Below are 15,047 nucleotides of genomic sequence, written 5' to 3'. Positions count from 1 at the left end.
ACCGCGGTCTCGGACTGGCCGACGCCCACGGTCTCGACGATCACCACATCGAAGCCGGCAGCCTCGCAGACCAGCAGAGCCTCGCGGGTGCGTCGGGCGACGCCGCCCAGGGTACCGCCGGTGGGCGAGGGGCGGATGAAGGCGCCGGGGTGGCGCGACAGCTCCTCCATGCGGGTCTTGTCGCCCAGGATCGAGCCGCCGCTGACCTTGGAGGAGGGGTCCACCGCCAGCACTGCCACCTTGTGGCCCTGCTCGATGAGATTCAGCCCGAAGCGCTCGATGAAGGACGACTTGCCGACGCCGGGGACCCCGGTGATGCCGACGCGCACGGAGGCGCTGTCGGCGGCCTGGCCGCTGGCCGGCAGGATCGCCTCCAACAGGGCCTCGGCCTCGGCCAGGTGGTCTGGCCTGGTGGACTCGATCAGGGTAATGGCCCGCGCCAGGGCGCGCCGGTCGCCGGCCCGCACCCGCGCGGCCAGATCCGATGCCGGCCGTTGCGCCGACTCTTGGCCTCCCGACTCCTGCGCCTTCGCCTTCGTCATGTCCCGCTTATCGGCCGATCCACCGCGCAAAGGCAAGCCCTAGAGATTGTCCTGCGCCGCCGCACCCGGGCCCAGGGGTTGGCCGTAGCTGAACTCGACGAAGTTGCCGTCCGGGTCCTTCAGGCCGCAGTAGTAGCCCACGGGGTAGGGCTCCTGGCGCGGCGCCCAGGCGAGACAGCCGTCTTGCTCCGCCCGCGCCGCGATGGCGTCCACCGCCGCCTTGCTCTCCAGGGCGAATCCGAAGTGGCTGAAGTCCCCCTCCGCCTGGTCGCGGCCCGGCCCGCCGGGCAACAGCACGATGATGAAGTCGCTCTCCCGCCCCGGCTCCGCCAGCCAGACCACACGGACTCCGCCGTCGTCGCGCTCGTGCACCGTCTTCATGCCGCAGTAGCCGCGGTAGAAGGCGATACAGGCCTCCAGGTCGCGCACATGCAGCGCCAGGTGGGTGAGCGCGGGGGTCGTCTTTGCGGTCATGGAGAGAGGCTAGCGCGGTCGTGGGATCGAGGCAAAGCCCCCTCACCCTCCCATTGCATGGGCCCCTCCCTCTCCCACGCCGGGGAGAGGGAAACCCAACTCCTACCGCTTCGATTGCCCTCTCCCCAGCGTGGGAGAGGGTTGCGCAGGCTTGGCGAGCCCTCGGGCGAGCCTAGCCGGAGCTGGGTGAGGGGGATTTTGTTATTCGGCCGCGGTCTCGGCGGGCTTCTCCCCGCCCTCCTTGTCTGAGCTTGCCGCTTGCTGGCGGGCCCACATCTGGGCGTAGACGCCCTGTTGGGCCAGCAGCGCGTCGTGCTGGCCGCGCTCGACGATGCGGCCCTGTTCGAGGACCAGGATCTCGTCGGCCTCCACCACGGTGGAGAGGCGGTGGGCGATGACCAGGGTGGTGCGGTTGCGGGAGACCTCTTTCAGGCTCGCCTGGATCTCCCGCTCGGTCTTGGTGTCGAGGGCGGAGGTCGCCTCGTCGAACAGCAGGATCTGGGGTCCTTTCAGGATGGTTCGGGCGATGGCGACGCGCTGCTTCTCGCCGCCGGAGAGCTTCAGGCCGCGCTCGCCCACGGTGGTGGCATAGCCGTCCGGCAGGCCCTCGACGAAGTCGTGGATCTGCGCCAGCCTGGCGGCTTCAACCATCTCGCCCTCGCTGGCGTCCGGGCGGCCGTAGGCGATGTTGTAGCCGACGGTGTCGTTGAACAGCACGGTGTCCTGGGGAACGATGCCGATGGACGCGCGCAGGCTGTCCTGGGTCACGTCGCGCAGGTCCTGCCCGTCGATCCGGACCGAGCCTTCCAGCACGTCGTAGAAGCGGAAGAGGATGCGCGAGACGGTGGACTTGCCGGCGCCCGAGGGCCCGACGATGGCCACGGTGTTCCCCGCCTTCACGGTGAAGCTGACGTCTTTGAGGATCGGCCGGCGCGGGTCGTAGCCGAAACTCACCCGGTCGAAGACCACCTCCCCGCCCTTCAGCGCCAGGGTCGGCGCGCCGGGCCGGTCCGTCACCTCGGCGTCGGACTTCAATAGCTTGAACATGGTCTCCAGGTCGATGAGCGACTGCTTGATCTCCCGGTAGACGGTGCCGAGGAAGTTCAACGGCATGGCGAGCTGCAGCAGATAGGCGTTCACCATGACGAAGTCGCCGACGGTCATGCTGCCGGCCACCACGCCCTGCGCCGCGAGGATCATCAAAAGGGTGATGGCGATGGCGATGATGATGGACTGGCCGACATTCAGCAGCGACAGGGAGGTGCGGCTTCTGATGGAGGCTTCCTCATAGCCCGCCAGCGCCACGTCGTAGCGCCGCGATTCGTGGTCCTCGTTGCCGAAGTACTTCACCGTCTCGAAGTTCAACAGGCTGTCGATGGCCTTGGTGTTGGCGTCGTTGTCGGCATCGTTCATCCGCTTGCGGATTTCGATGCGCCACTCCGTTACCTTGAAGGTGAAGATGACGAAGACGGTGATGGTGACCAGCGGGATGACGGCGAAACGCCAGTCGAAGAGCACCCAGAGGATGCCGCAGGCCAGCACGATTTCGATCAGCGTCGGGATCACCGAGAAGGCGGTGAAGAACAGCAGGAACTCGATGCCCTTGGTGCCGCGGTCGATGGCGCGGCTGAGGCCGCCGGTCTGACGCTCCAGATGGAAGCGCAGGGAGAGCGCGTGCATATGGCGGAAGGTGGCCAGCGCCACCCGCCGCACCGCGTTCTGCGCCACCCGGGCGAAGAGCGAATCCCGCAGCTCGCCGAAGGCCAGCGCCGCCACCCGCACCAGCCCATAGGCCAGCAACAGGCCCAGCGGCAGCACCAGGATCAGGTTGGCGCCGTCGGCGACGGTCAGCGCGTCGACCGCCTCGCGCAGCACCAGCGGCACGGTCACCGTGGCAATCTTGGCGCAGACCAGCAGCGCCAGCGCCGCCACCACGCGGGTCTTCAGGTCCGTCCGCCCCCGCGGCCAGAGATAGGGCAGCAGGTTGGTCAGCACCTTGAGCTGGCCGAGGCTTGCCTTCTGCCCCGGCTCTATGGTCGTTCCACGCATTGTCTCTCCTGCGCCGCAGGATATAGGGCGCAGGCCCGCTTGCCCAATGTTCTATCGGGCCGCCCGGAAGCAAAACACAGACCCCCCTCACCCTCCCATTGCATGGGCCCCTCCCTCTCCCACGCCGGGGAGAGGGAAACCAAAATGTGGCACAGAGAGAATCCCTCTCCCCTGGCGGGAGAGGGCTGCGCAGGCTTGGTGAGCCGAGAGGCGAACCTAGCCGGAGCTGGGTGAGGGGGAATGCGATCGCGGAGGTCGCGCTCGCTTCCGGGTGCAGAACCAAAGCCCCTCACCCTCCCGCTTCGCGGGCCCCTCCCTCTCCCACAAGGGGAGAGGGATCTTGGAACATGTCTTCGCTCTGCCGGTCAGAGGGGGCGTACCTCTCAGGCCGCTTTGCGGCGCTGCTTGACGATGCCAAGGATCTCGCTGGCGGCGTGGGGGATGTTGGAGCCCGGGCCGTAGATCGCCGAGACGCCGGACTTCATCAGGAAGTCGTAGTCCTGGGGCGGGATGACGCCGCCGCAGACCACGATGATGTCGTCGGCGCCCTGCTGCTTCAGCGCCTCGATGAGCTGCGGCACCAGGGTCTTGTGGCCGGCGGCCTGGCTGGAGACGCCGACGATGTGGACGTCGTTCTCGACGGCCTGGCGGGCGCCCTCTTCGGGCGTCTGGAACAGCGGGCCGACGTCGACGTCGAAGCCGATGTCGGCGAAGGCGGTGGCGATCACCTTGGCGCCGCGGTCGTGGCCGTCCTGGCCGAGCTTCACCACCAGCATGCGCGGGCGCCGCCCCTCCTCCGCCTCGAAAGCGGTCACCTCGGCCTGAATGCGCTGGAAGCCCTCGTCGCCCTCATAGGCCGAGCCGTAGACCCCGGTGACCGAGCGGATGACCGCGCGGTGGCGGGTATAGACCTTCTCCAGGGCATCGGAGATCTCCCCCACCGTGGCCCGGGCGCGGGTGGCCTTCACGGCGAGATCCAGCAGGTTGCCGCTGCCGTCCTGCGCCGCCGCCGTCAGCGCGTCCAGCGCCGCGCTGCAGGCCCCCGCATCGCGGCCGGCGCGGATGCCCTGCAGGCGCGTCACCTGCTGCTCGCGCACCGCGGTGTTGTCGATGTCGAGGATCTCGACATGCTCCGGGTCCTCGCTGACGTACTTGTTGACGCCGACGATGACCTCCTCGCCGCGGTCGATGCGCGCCTGGCGGCGGGCCGCCGCCTCCTCGATGCGCAGCTTGGGCATGCCGGACTCGACCGCCTTGGTCATGCCGCCCAGGGCTTCCACCTCGGCGATCAGCTTGCGCGCCTCGGCCACCAGGGAGGCCGTGAGGCTCTCCACGTAGTAGCTGCCGGCCAGGGGATCGGCCACCTTGGTGATGCCCGTCTCCTCCTGGAGGATGAGCTGGGTGTTGCGGGCGATGCGCGCGGAAAAGGGCGTCGGCAGGGCGACCGCCTCGTCGAGCGCATTGGTGTGCAGGGACTGGGTGCCGCCCAGCGCCGCCGCCAGGGCCTCCACCGCCGTGCGCACCACGTTGTTGTAGGGCGACTGCTCGGTGAGCGAGACGCCCGAGGTCTGACAGTGGGTGCGCAGCATCAGGGAGCGCGGGTCCTTGGGCTGGAAGTGCTTTTGCATCAGGTCGGCCCAGAGGAAGCGCGCGGCGCGCAGCTTGGCGATCTCCATGAAAAAGTTCATGCCGATGGCGAAGAAAAAGGAGAGGCGTGGCGCGAAGGCGTCCACGTCCAGGCCCTTGGAAAGGGCGGCGCGCACGTACTCGACGCCGTCGGCCAGGGTGAAGGCCAGCTCCTGCACGCAGGTGGCCCCCGCCTCCTGCATGTGATAGCCGGAGATCGAGATGGAGTTGAAGCGCGGCATCTCCCGCGAGGTGTAGCCGATGATGTCGGCGATGATCCGCATGGAGGGTGCCGGCGGATAGATGTAGGTGTTGCGGACCATGAACTCTTTCAGGATGTGGTTCTGGATGGTGCCGGAGAGTTTCTCCGGCCCGACGCCTTGTTCCTCGGCGGCGACGACGTAGCCGGCCAGCACCGGAAGCACCGCCCCGTTCATGGTCATGGAGACCGACATCTCGTCCAGCGGGATGCCGTCGAAGAGGATCTTCATGTCCTCCACGGAATCGATGGCCACCCCCGCCTTGCCGACGTCGCCGACGACCCGCGGATGGTCGGAATCGTAACCGCGGTGGGTGGCGAGGTCGAAGGCCACCGAGAGGCCCTTCTGCCCGCCGGCCAGGTTGGCGCGGTAGAAGGCGTTGGATTCCTCGGCGGTGGAGAAACCGGCGTATTGGCGGAGTGTCCAGGGCCGCCCGGCGTACATCGTTGCCCGCGGGCCGCGGGTGAAGGGCGCGAAGCCGGGCAGGGAGTTCACACCCTCCAGCCCCTCCAGGTCGGCGGCGGTGTAGAGCGGCTTGACCCTGATGCCTTCCGGCGTCTCCCAGGCAAGGCTCCCGGGATCGGCGCCCCGCAGCTCCTTGGCCGCCAGGGCCTGCCAGTCCTCAAGCGTTTTCTCGGCCCAATCGCTCATCGATCCACCCTCCGACCTGCGGCAGCCCACCCAACCCGGCCGCCGGCTTTCTCATGCCTTTTCGCAGGTGCAGTATAAGCGGACGAACGATTGGGGGGAAAGAGTGGACTGGAGTAGACAATCGGCTAGCCTAGAAGGCTATTTGCTTTCGCGGCTTGCGAAGACCGGATGTCCCGCCAATTGCTATCTGCATCCATTGGTTGACCAAGGAGCAAATACATACGAGCTTTGGGGTCAGTCCACAGACCGTGGTTGGTGCAAATGGCAACCAATTCGATGATGCGCGCTTTTTTCGAATGCCGCTGACATGGAGACCCGAGTGATCGAAACCAACGAAGCCATATCGGAAGAGTTTTCGGACGAGGAAGGCGAAAATGCGATTGCGTGGCAAGAACTCCCGTCAGATCGTGATTTCTTCGCATCACCGTATGACCCTCCAATCAAGTCATTGGTCCAGGAGATTCGTGAAGGTGAGCTGATCGTCCGACCGACGTTCCAGCGAAACCAAGTCTGGGATGCAACTCGCAAGAGTCGCTTTGTAGAGTCGATCCTGCTGAACATTCCAATTCCCACACTCTTCTTCGCCGATGATGAGGACAAGAAGGTTGTAGTAGACGGGCAGCAGAGGCTCCTCGCACTCAAAGAGTTTGTGGAGAACCGCTTCCCAATGAGAGGCCTAGAAGTACTCGCACCACTGAATGGCAAAAGGTTTGATGACCTTTCGGAACGCCAACAGCGGATCATTAACAATCGAACCCTGCGGTGTCTTGTAATCTCGGCCAAGAGCGATTCGGAAATTAGATTTCAGGTGTTTGAGCGCCTAAATCAAGGTGGGATGCCTCTTAATGCTCAAGAGGTTCGACATTGTGTTTATCGCGGCGAACTCAACGACCTCCTTCACGAGCTATCAAGGAACCAAACTTGGCTCCAGATTTACGGTCGCGATGATCGGCATCCAAGAATGGTAGATTGCGAACTCATTCTCAGGTTTTTCGCGATTCACGATGCATTACCCAACTATTCCCCACCTCTCAAAAAGATCCTCACAGACTACATGAGGGATCATCGCCACATTGATGATGTCGAAAAGGACCAGCTCCAAACTCGGTTCTTTAGAGCAGTTGAGGGAGTCAACGCTGTATTTGCAGATCATCCGTTCCGGCGGGTTAGACTCGTTAGCGGAAACCCAGAATATGACCGTAACCTCAATAGAGCGATCTTTGACATTCAGATGATCATGAGCGAGTTGGTGCCTCTCGAGTGGCTGACAGAAAACAGAGATCGGATCAGAGATTGTTTCCAGGCACTTTGCATTAACGACGATACATTTGCAGACAGCGTCAGCCGAGCAACTGCGGACAAGAAGAGGTTCGATTATCGGTTAAATGTTTGGGCCACATCATTAACTGAATTGGGTGCGCAAATAAGTGCGCCTCATTTGATCCCTGACCGACCCGAAGCATAAACAAGATGCGGAGTGCCGCATACTTGGACTTCACTGTCCGTCTAAGGGAAGCAATTCTGCTCATTCGTTACTCGATGGACTGCGACAGCGCAGACCTCGCGGCTGCATGTAGCAAGTCCGCCACTGTATTACTCACGGCCGCATTGGAGCGGTATGTCAACTCAGCTTTGGATAATCGTTGTGCCCATATCAACTCAAAGACCTGGGAGGAGTTACCGATGGGCGCCAAGGATTTCTTGACTATGCAGATTGCTAGAAGACTGCGATCTGTTGCAGGTGACTTGGCAAACCCAAATGATTTTTCGGAGAGAAAAGCCCAACGCCTCAAGCGGACCGTTGAAGAAGCAAAGACAGCCTACCAGGACCCATCTTCCTGGGAGCACTTTCCCGAATTCGGTATGTTCATGGAAGGAGCAGCAGCGCCGGAGAGATTGAATGCTCTCTTGAGGACTTTTCGCTCTGATGGGAAGACCCTCTTTGACAACCTTGATGGGAAGCCGCTCGACAAGGCGGCTCTGGGGAGAACTCTCACCAGTCTAATAGATACGCGTCACTCCGTTGCACACGCGCTATCGAGCGGCACGATACCAAGCGCCAATGACGTTGCAAATTGGGCTGTTGTTGCATTTGTGATTGCGAGAGGTATCGAAGACTACTTGAACCCAACTGCTTGGTGAACTCTCAAGGCACGTTCTTGCTGTAACTGTGTTCTCTCTTGAACTCATGCGGCCGAATCTTTGACCATACTTGATTGAGCTTCATTCAAGTGTTTGCTCCGATTTCAGACTATCCTGAACCATGTGTGGAAGATGGGTGCGGGCTCCCGTCCCACGCTCGAGCGTACTCCAAGCTAAGGGAAATCCACTCATGCCTGCTGACAGCCCCGCCATGGCCTGCATCATCCCGGCCCTGCGCTACCGCGACGCCGCGGCAGCGGTGGACTGGCTCTGCCAGGCCTTCGGTTTCGAGCGCCATCTCGTGGTGCCGGGCGAAGGCGGCAAAGTCGTCCACGCCCAACTGACCCTCGGCCCCGAGGCGGGCGCCAACGGCAGCGGCATGGTGATGCTGGATTCCGACAGCGGCGGCGACTACGACAGGCTGCTCCGCGACCCGCAGGCCGCCGGCGGGGTGACCCAGGCGCCCTATGTCGTGGTCGCCGACGTGGACGCCCACCACGACCGCGCGAAGGCGGCGGGGGCGGTCATCGTCATGGCGCCGGAAGACCAGGAGCACGGCGGGCGGCTCTATGCCTGCAAGGACCCGGAGGGCCACCTCTGGAACTTCGGTAGCTACGACCCCTGGGCGGACACGACTTAGCAGCCGGACTCACTTACTGTCGGCGGCCTAGCTCTCCTTCTTGTCTTCGCCCATGAGGGCCGAGACCGCGCCGTAGGTGGCGACGCAGTAGGGCACCAGGAAGGTCAGCAGGGTCTTGGCAAGGTCGAGGCCCTGGCCGGCGATGAGGCGGTCGCCCTGGTTGATGGCGACCAGCAGCGTGCCGACCACCAGTGCCACCCCCAGAGAGCGGCGCACCACAGCCGGCCGCAGCGCGGTGGCAATCCAACGGTTCATTCAGCCGCGTCCTTCGTCCATATCCCGAATCAGCGGCGCAGACTAGCGCCGCCGCCACCAACCGTCATGCTCGGGCTTGTCCCGAGCATCCATGGAGCGGCAGGACCGGGGCTTTGCGTCATGGAGCCGAGTGTTTGAGAAATGGACCCTCGGGACAAGCCCGAGGGTGACAATCAAGAGGGGCGGCCCCAGCAGAGTTGGACGAGCCCGCAACTTCTCGGCAACCGCAATTCAGCAAGACAGATCAAGCGGGGCTCGGGTAGGTCTGGGGTCAGGCAAACAAACGTGCACCTGAGGAGACCCCGTCCATGAGCCAGAGAGAGACCACGCGCCAGGCCTGGCTGGCCCGCTTCCTGCGGGTGACCGACCACGTCACCGCGCACCTGGACGAGGATCTGGACCTGGACAGCCTGGCCGCGGTCGCCTGCCTCTCGCCCTATCACTTCCACCGCTGCTGGCACGCCTTCACCGGCGAGACCGTCGCCCAGATGGTGACGCGCCTGCGCCTGCACCATGCCGCCGGCGCGCTAATCAAGGACGACGATCCGGTGGAGGCGGTCGCCCGCCAAGCCGGCTACGGCTCCGCCGCCGCTTTCAGCCGCGCCTTCTCCCGCGCCTTCGGGCGCAGCCCGGCCGCCTACCGCGCCGCCGGGCGCCTTGCCCCGCCGCTCACCCTCACCCCGAAAGACGAAGGAGACCCCGCCATGTACGACGTCCGCATCGAAAAGACCGAACCCCTCACCCTGGCGGCGATCCGCCACGTCGGCCCCTACATGGAGGTGGAACAGCCCTTCAACCGGGTCTTCGGCTGGGCCATGGGCGCCGGGGCGATGGGCCCGGACACCCGGGTCATCGGGGTCTACCACGACGACCCCTCGGAAGTGCCGGAGGCCGAGCTGCGCTCCGACGTCGGCATCTCCGTCTCCCCGGGCACGGCCACCGAAGACCCGGTGCACCTGATCGACGTACCAGGCGGCCGCCACGCGGTGCTGCGCTTCAAGGGCGCCTATGCCGAGCTGATGGGCGCCTATCAGTGGTTCTACGGCACCTGGCTGCCGCAGAGCGGCCACGAGCCGGGCGACGCCCCCTGCTACGAGGAATACCTGACCAATCCGCGCGAAGTGACCCCCGCGGACAACATCACCGACATCCACATTCCCCTGAAGGGTTAAAGTCGTTTGGGTTCTGCGGCACCGGCCCGCCCCCCCGGCCGGCCACCCAGCACCAGTATCCTATGGGTGGCCGGGAAGGGGAGTGGGCCGGAACCGATTCGACATCAGTCGAAAGTGCTTAGGCCCTGGCCCGCCAGTCCATGGTGAGGGCGAAGGCGACCAACAGCGCCGAGGCGGCCACCAGGCTTGGCAAGAGGAAGGACTGGCCGAATCCGTAGGCGTAGCCGGCGAAGCTGGGCCCGATCATCTGACCCAGGCCGAAGGCAGCGGTCATCAGCGCGATGGAGCGCCGCGGATCGCCGGTGGTGAGTGCCCGGGCGTAGACCAGACCGAGGGCGGTGATGCCCATGAAGGTGCCGCCCAAGAGCGCCGCGGCCAGCAGCACGGAAACCGCCCCGCTGCCGAGCACCGAGAGGGCGACGCCGATGCCTTCGGTGAGACAGGCCAGGGCAAAGCCCCGCGCCTTGCCGAGGCGCCCCGCCACCCAGGTCCAGAAAGCGACCGAGGGCACGGCGGCCAGCCCCACCGCCAGCCAGATGTAGGGCTCCAGCCAGGAAATCTCCGGCGTCAGGCGCACCAGGGTGGAGATGAAGGTGGCGGTGATCACATAGCCGAAGCCGAAGAGGCCGTAGGCGACGATGAGGGCGGCGAGGCGGCGGCGGTTGCGGCCGTCGCCCTCGGCGGCCGGCGGCTTGGCGGCGGCGGTTTCGGGTTCCGGCGGCACCAGCCAGAGGACCGCCAGCAGCGCCAGCAATGAGAGCCCGCCGGAGGCCAGCCAGAGCCCGCGCCAATCGGTACCGAGGGCGGCGAGCCAGGCCACCAGCACCGCGGAGACGGCGATCCCGCTGCCCACCCCGGCAAAATGGAGCGCGGAGAGACCGGGTCGGCCGGCGGCCGCCAGGCGGTCCAGCACCAAGGCAGAGGAGAAGACCAGCACGAAGGCGCTGGCGACACCGCCCAGGAATCGCAGCAGGAGGAACAGTGGCAGCGCGGCCTCGCCCGCCATGGCCGCGGTGGTCACCCCCGATGTGGCGAGCGCCGCCAGAAACCAGCGCCGCCGCCCGCCCGGCAGGCTGGCCTTGGCGGCGGCGAGCGCGCCCAGCAGGTAGCCGAGGAAGTTGGCCGAGGCGACGATGCCCGCCTGCGCCTGGCTGAGCCCCAGGCTCTCCACCATGAAGGGCAGGATCGGCGTATAGACGAAACGCCCGATCCCCATGGCCGCGGCCAGGGCGATGCAGCCGCCCAACGCGATGGCGGCAGCCCCGCCGCCCGCCGTCTCAACAGTTTTCGAATCGCCGATCACCGCGAAAGGCTAGCACGGCGCCGTCTGCCCAGGACCGCGAATCCCAACCGGCAGCGTCCCGGCTGGGGCTTGAGCGTCTGACACGAACGGCATCTTTTTGACTTCAATTCATTGACGACGAAACCCCTATTCAGGTCGTCACCCTCGGGCTTGTCCCGAGGGTCCATGGCTGCCTCAGATCCAAACCTCTCCCACAGAGGCTCCAGCGCACGGCACGATGGGCCCTCGGGACAAGCCCGAGGGTGACGCAAAGAGCTGTCTCTGGGCTTCTGCGCAGGCTTGGAGAGATCGCCGATCCAGCCTGGCCGGAGCCGGGTGGATGTCGGGCGGGAAGCTTTTGAGGGACAGCCCTTCATGCTGGGGCAGGCTGGCGCTGCCTTGCCGGCGGGATCAGGGTGGGGTGATTTCGCCCGCCACCTCGGGCTTGTCGGTGCCGTTGGGCATCAGGATCACGCCGCCGCCGGATTTCACGCCCGGCGCTCCGATCGCCTTGAAGGCATGGCTGTGGGTGACCAGGATCAACGGCGCCTCGGGCGGGCCCGCCTCGAGGCCGGCAAGATAGGCCTTCAGACCCTCTGTCATCGCCGCTTCGTCACCGATCCGCCAGTGGAAGTAGTTCAGCCCGGGCTCCTCGGTGACCGGCCCCAAACCCAGCAGCTCGGCGGTCTGCAGCGCGCGGCAGAACTGGCTGCTGACCACCCGGGCCTTGGCGATACCGGCCGCCCTGAAGCGGGCCGCCAGCTCGGCCGCCTGCTTGCGGCCCGGTGCGCCCACCTGGCGCTGGGTCTTGCAATTCCTGAGGTCGAAGTCGTCGGCGTCGCTGCCGCCGGCCTTCACGTGGCGCAGCAGGACGACGTAGCCGCCCTCCTTCAGCCGTGTCAGATCGAAATCGGCGGCATGCGCCGGAAGGCTGCCGCCCGCCACCAAAAGCACCAGACCCAGGAGGGCCAGGACCCATCTGCTGAAACCCGCTCGCATCTTTGCCCCCCTTATGTCGGCAGGTCGTCCACCCGCAACCGCCGTTCTAATCCCTGGCGCAACGAGAATCTAGAAGCGGATGCGGCGGAAGGCGACGGGGCCCTCGAAGCCCTTGAGCGCTGTCGTTTCGGACTGGCTGTCGAGCCTGTCGAGCAAAGGCGTGACCAGCGGGTCCTCGGCCACGGCCTCGGAGATCACCAGGTCGCCGCCCTCGCTCTTGCCCTGCAGGCGCGCGGCCATGTTCACCGTGGTGCCGAAGTAGTCGAGGCGGCCGTTCAGGGTGACGGCGATGCAGGGGCCTTCGTGAACGCCCAGCTTGATGGCGACCGGCACCTGCTCCCCCACGTTGAAGCCGGCCACCTCGTCCTGGATCGCCAGGGCCGCAGCCACGGCATCGGCCGGCGCGGCAAAGGCCGCCATCACCGCATCGCCGATGGTCTTCACCACCGCGCCCCTGTGGCGGCGCACGATGGCGCCGAGAAAGGCGAAGTGGTCGCGCACCAGGTGATAGGCGGCGGCATCGCCGATGCGCCCGTAGAGGTCGGTGGAGCGGCGCAGGTCGGTGAACAGCAGGGCGATGCGCGCGACCGCCACCTCGTCGCCGGGCCGCAGCACCTGGTCGGAGAAGAGATCGCGGAAGGCCTGCATGGCGGTCACCCGGTCGGCGGTCAGGGCATCGCGGAGCCAGCGCCGCTCCTCGACGATGAGGGTGCGGGGCTGTGGCGCGGCGTTGCGCAGAACGACCGTCCCCGGTGTGCCAACCACGCCCGGTTGCACGCTGTCGGCGTGCACCTCCATCGCCGGCAAGGCCGCGCCCTCGGCCAGCTCGACCTCGCACTCCGGCCCGGCCTCCAGCGTGCGCAGGGCATAGCGGCCCGGCGGCAGATCGCAGGCCTCGGTCACCTGCTCCCCGGGGCCGAGGCTGCGCTGCACCCAGATGTGGGGCGTCGACATCGGGCCGAAGAGGCAGTGCTCGCCCGAGCCCAGTTCGCGGACCGCCGGTGCCGGGGCGAAGCTCAGTTCCACGTTGCGCGAGAAATCGCGGCCGTAGTCGATGTTGCAGGTGTCGCAGTGCGCACCCTGGGGCAGGCCGTCGAGGGCCTCCACAGCGGCCTTGGGAATGCGGCAGCGCGGACAGAGCAGGTCCCAGCGCATGGTGAGCAACCCGGCGCGCGCAGCCTCGAGGCAAAGCTCGATCACCGCCTGTTCGTCCTCCTGCCAGGTCCGCGCCAGGGCCAGGGGGCGGAGGTGAACCAGGTCCGACTCCTGGGCGCTCAGCAGATGATCGGCGAGGCGCTCAGCCAGGCCATGTCCGTGAGGCCCGGCCTCGATGCGGGCTACCAGTTCGCCGACCCGCTCCGCCACTGCCGGTCCGGGCGCCGGTGCCTTGAAGCTGAAGGGCTGGACGCTGAGACCGCTGGCATAGCGGTCGGCATCGGCGGCCAGGCCGGAAAAGGTCTTGGCCGTCGACTCGAAGAAGCCGGCCTTCAGGATCACCCGGCCCAACAGGTTGGCGGGCGTGGCGGTCAGGGTGTAGTCGGCGCTGCAGCCCTCACCGCCGTTCTCTGGGTGTAGGACCAGGCGGGCCGTCAGGTTCTTCAAGGGTCCCTTGCGAAACTCCCGGCGGTGTTCGAACCACTGCCCCGCCACCCAGTTCACCGGGATCTCCCGCCAGGCGATGGTCATCGGGCCCTGCTTCATGGCGCCCTCGTAGAGCACCGTGCCGTCGGCCTGCAGGGTCTCGGTGACCTCGTAGCGGGGCAGGCCCGCGGCCTCGTTGAAGCGGACCGTGTCGGCGAGGAGGGGCCAGATCGCCGCCGGCGGATTGTTGAACTGCCAGTGAAAGGTGCGGCTCTCGGCCTGCGGCATGGTCTGGCCCCTGTTCGACCTTCGGCGAGGCGGCCCCGCCCGCGCCTACCAGCGCATGATGGGCACCACCGCGTCCGGCTGCTCCGCGGTGCCCGCAAAGAAGTCCGACAGGCGCTGCGGGTCGATGTCCCCGTTCTTGTCTACGGCCAATTCCTCGCCGTGGATGCCTCCGGCGACGAAGATCGCATCGATCCCCGCCGCCTTGGCCCCGGCCACGTCGGTGCGCAGGGAATCGCCGATGGCCGCGATGCGCGCCGGCTCGACACCATCGAGCAGCGCAAAGCAACTGCGATAGACCTCCGGATGGGGCTTGCCGTGCCAGCGCACCGCGCCGCCCCTTTGTTCGTAGTCCAGGGCGATGGCGCCGCCACAGATTTCCCGCACGCCGCCGCGAATGACCTCCAGATCCGGGTTGCTGCAGATCATCGGCAGCTTGAGGGCCAGGGCTTCGCCGAGAAAGTTCCGGTAGACCTCCACGGTATCGCGGCGGTCCAGGTTCCCAGTGGTGAGGATGAACTCAGCGTCCTCAAGGCTTTCGACGAAGTCGAAGTCGAGCCCCTCGCGCATGCCCTGATCCCGGTCCGGACCCAGGTGATAGCAGCGCCGGCCCAGGGCCCGGTACCAGGCATCGGGACGCGTGTTCAGGTGCTGCCAGGTGTCCTCCCCCGAGGTCAGCGTATGGTCCGGCAGGTCCACGGGAATGCCCAGTTCGGCGTTGCGTTCGGCGACCACCGTGGCACGGCGCGGCGCGTTGGAGAGAATGACCGAGCGCTTGCCCGCCGCCTTCAGCGCCTCCAGCGCCGTGACGGCCTCAGGGAAAGCGGCGATGCCGTCATGCATCACCCCCCAGAGGTCGACGATGAAGGCGTCGTAGCGGTCTGCCAGGGCCGAAAGGCCTGGGTGGAAAGCAGGGCTGGACATGGACACTCCGAGAAGGTGCAGGCGCACCGGCCCGAAAGGGCGCAAGCGCACCGGCGCTCTTCTGCCACAGCGGGTGCGGGGATGCAAAGGGGCGATCGCCTGCCGCAGTGGGTGATCGACAGGACCCTCGTTCCACTCTCGCGCGCAGCGTGCTATGAGACGCCG

Annotated in this window: 12 protein-coding genes and 1 pseudogene; 4 read left to right on the top strand and 9 right to left on the bottom strand. The window is 66.1% G+C overall.

Annotated elements, in window-relative coordinates; translation table 11 throughout:
* The 4 genes and pseudogenes from Q0996_RS04280 to scpA all read right to left on the bottom strand — a co-directional run.
* Positions 1-542, bottom strand: a pseudogene (locus Q0996_RS04280) (methylmalonyl Co-A mutase-associated GTPase MeaB); the annotation flags it as partial.
* 39 nt (positions 543-581) lie between these two features.
* Positions 582-1,016 (bottom strand): VOC family protein, encoded by a 435-nt coding sequence (locus tag Q0996_RS04275; RefSeq protein ID WP_299616364.1) that lies wholly within the window; start codon positions 1,014-1,016, stop codon positions 582-584.
* A 201-nt stretch (positions 1,017-1,217) separates the two neighbouring features.
* Complete coding sequence (locus Q0996_RS04270; RefSeq protein ID WP_299616362.1) at positions 1,218-3,065, bottom strand: ABC transporter ATP-binding protein/permease; 1,848 nt, start codon at positions 3,063-3,065, stop codon at positions 1,218-1,220.
* 383 nt (positions 3,066-3,448) lie between these two features.
* Complete coding sequence (scpA, locus tag Q0996_RS04265; RefSeq protein WP_299616360.1) at positions 3,449-5,602, bottom strand: methylmalonyl-CoA mutase; 2,154 nt, start codon at positions 5,600-5,602, stop codon at positions 3,449-3,451.
* Between the two features lie 319 nt (positions 5,603-5,921).
* Here scpA and Q0996_RS04260 point away from each other — a divergent pair, with 319 nt between their 5' ends.
* The 3 genes from Q0996_RS04260 to Q0996_RS04250 all read left to right on the top strand — a co-directional run bounded on the left by Q0996_RS04260 (position 5,922) and on the right by Q0996_RS04250 (position 8,384).
* The gene (locus tag Q0996_RS04260; RefSeq protein WP_299616358.1) at positions 5,922-7,067 is read left to right on the top strand and encodes a DUF262 domain-containing protein; all 1,146 of its coding nucleotides are present in this window, start codon (positions 5,922-5,924) and stop codon (positions 7,065-7,067) included.
* Between the two features lie 218 nt (positions 7,068-7,285).
* On the top strand, positions 7,286-7,744 hold the full coding sequence (locus tag Q0996_RS04255; protein ID WP_299616356.1) for a hypothetical protein: 459 nt from the start codon (positions 7,286-7,288) through the stop codon (positions 7,742-7,744).
* A 190-nt stretch (positions 7,745-7,934) separates the two neighbouring features.
* The gene (locus Q0996_RS04250; protein ID WP_299616354.1) at positions 7,935-8,384 is read left to right on the top strand and encodes a VOC family protein; all 450 of its coding nucleotides are present in this window, start codon (positions 7,935-7,937) and stop codon (positions 8,382-8,384) included.
* Positions 8,385-8,411: 27 nt separating this feature from the next.
* Here the strand turns inward: Q0996_RS04250 and nrtS are convergent, their stop codons facing one another.
* Positions 8,412-8,639 carry a nitrate/nitrite transporter NrtS gene (gene nrtS, locus Q0996_RS04245; RefSeq protein ID WP_299616351.1) on the bottom strand — a complete coding sequence of 76 codons (228 nt, stop codon included), beginning with the start codon at positions 8,637-8,639 and terminating at the stop codon, positions 8,412-8,414.
* Between the two features lie 308 nt (positions 8,640-8,947).
* On the opposite strand from nrtS, the gene Q0996_RS04240 reads away from it, so the two are divergent.
* Positions 8,948-9,811, top strand: a complete 864-nt coding sequence (locus Q0996_RS04240) for a GyrI-like domain-containing protein (protein WP_299616348.1) — start codon at positions 8,948-8,950, stop codon at positions 9,809-9,811.
* Positions 9,812-9,929: 118 nt separating this feature from the next.
* Here Q0996_RS04240 and Q0996_RS04235 read toward each other — a convergent pair whose 3' ends face one another.
* From Q0996_RS04235 to Q0996_RS04220, 4 genes are all read right to left on the bottom strand, one after another.
* Complete coding sequence (locus tag Q0996_RS04235) at positions 9,930-11,114, bottom strand: YbfB/YjiJ family MFS transporter (RefSeq protein WP_299616345.1); 1,185 nt, start codon at positions 11,112-11,114, stop codon at positions 9,930-9,932.
* Between the two features lie 390 nt (positions 11,115-11,504).
* A complete protein-coding gene (locus Q0996_RS04230) occupies positions 11,505-12,092 on the bottom strand; it encodes a histidine phosphatase family protein (RefSeq protein WP_299616342.1) in 588 nt (195 codons plus the stop codon).
* A gap of 69 nt (positions 12,093-12,161) precedes the next feature.
* Positions 12,162-13,961, bottom strand: a complete 1,800-nt coding sequence (locus tag Q0996_RS04225) for an adenylate/guanylate cyclase domain-containing protein (protein WP_299616339.1) — start codon at positions 13,959-13,961, stop codon at positions 12,162-12,164.
* Positions 13,962-14,006: 45 nt separating this feature from the next.
* Positions 14,007-14,882, bottom strand: coding sequence for a TIGR01459 family HAD-type hydrolase (locus tag Q0996_RS04220; protein WP_299616336.1), 876 nt, complete (start codon positions 14,880-14,882; stop codon positions 14,007-14,009).
* Positions 14,883-15,047 lie beyond the last annotated feature (165 nt).

The organism is Pelagibius sp., assembly GCF_028289705.1.
GTDB lineage: Bacteria > Pseudomonadota > Alphaproteobacteria > Kiloniellales > Kiloniellaceae > Pelagibius.
This window is presented reverse-complemented; position numbering and strand designations above follow the sequence as displayed.

Bases quoted from the DNA above. Each gene is read 5' to 3' on its own strand.
- Q0996_RS04270 (WP_299616362.1), bottom strand. From the start codon at position 3,065: ATGCGTGGAACGACCATAGAGCCGGGGCAGAAGGCAAGCCTCGGCCAG.
- scpA (WP_299616360.1), bottom strand. From the start codon at position 5,602: ATGAGCGATTGGGCCGAGAAAACGCTTGAGGACTGGCAGGCCCTGGCG.
- nrtS (WP_299616351.1), bottom strand. From the start codon at position 8,639: ATGAACCGTTGGATTGCCACCGCGCTGCGGCCGGCTGTGGTGCGCCGC.
- Q0996_RS04255 (WP_299616356.1), top strand. From the start codon at position 7,286: ATGGGCGCCAAGGATTTCTTGACTATGCAGATTGCTAGAAGACTGCGA.
- Q0996_RS04230 (WP_299616342.1), bottom strand. From the start codon at position 12,092: ATGCGAGCGGGTTTCAGCAGATGGGTCCTGGCCCTCCTGGGTCTGGTG.
- Q0996_RS04225 (WP_299616339.1), bottom strand. From the start codon at position 13,961: ATGCCGCAGGCCGAGAGCCGCACCTTTCACTGGCAGTTCAACAATCCG.
- Q0996_RS04275 (WP_299616364.1), bottom strand. From the start codon at position 1,016: ATGACCGCAAAGACGACCCCCGCGCTCACCCACCTGGCGCTGCATGTG.
- Q0996_RS04240 (WP_299616348.1), top strand. From the start codon at position 8,948: ATGAGCCAGAGAGAGACCACGCGCCAGGCCTGGCTGGCCCGCTTCCTG.
- Q0996_RS04220 (WP_299616336.1), bottom strand. From the start codon at position 14,882: ATGTCCAGCCCTGCTTTCCACCCAGGCCTTTCGGCCCTGGCAGACCGC.
- Q0996_RS04250 (WP_299616354.1), top strand. From the start codon at position 7,935: ATGCCTGCTGACAGCCCCGCCATGGCCTGCATCATCCCGGCCCTGCGC.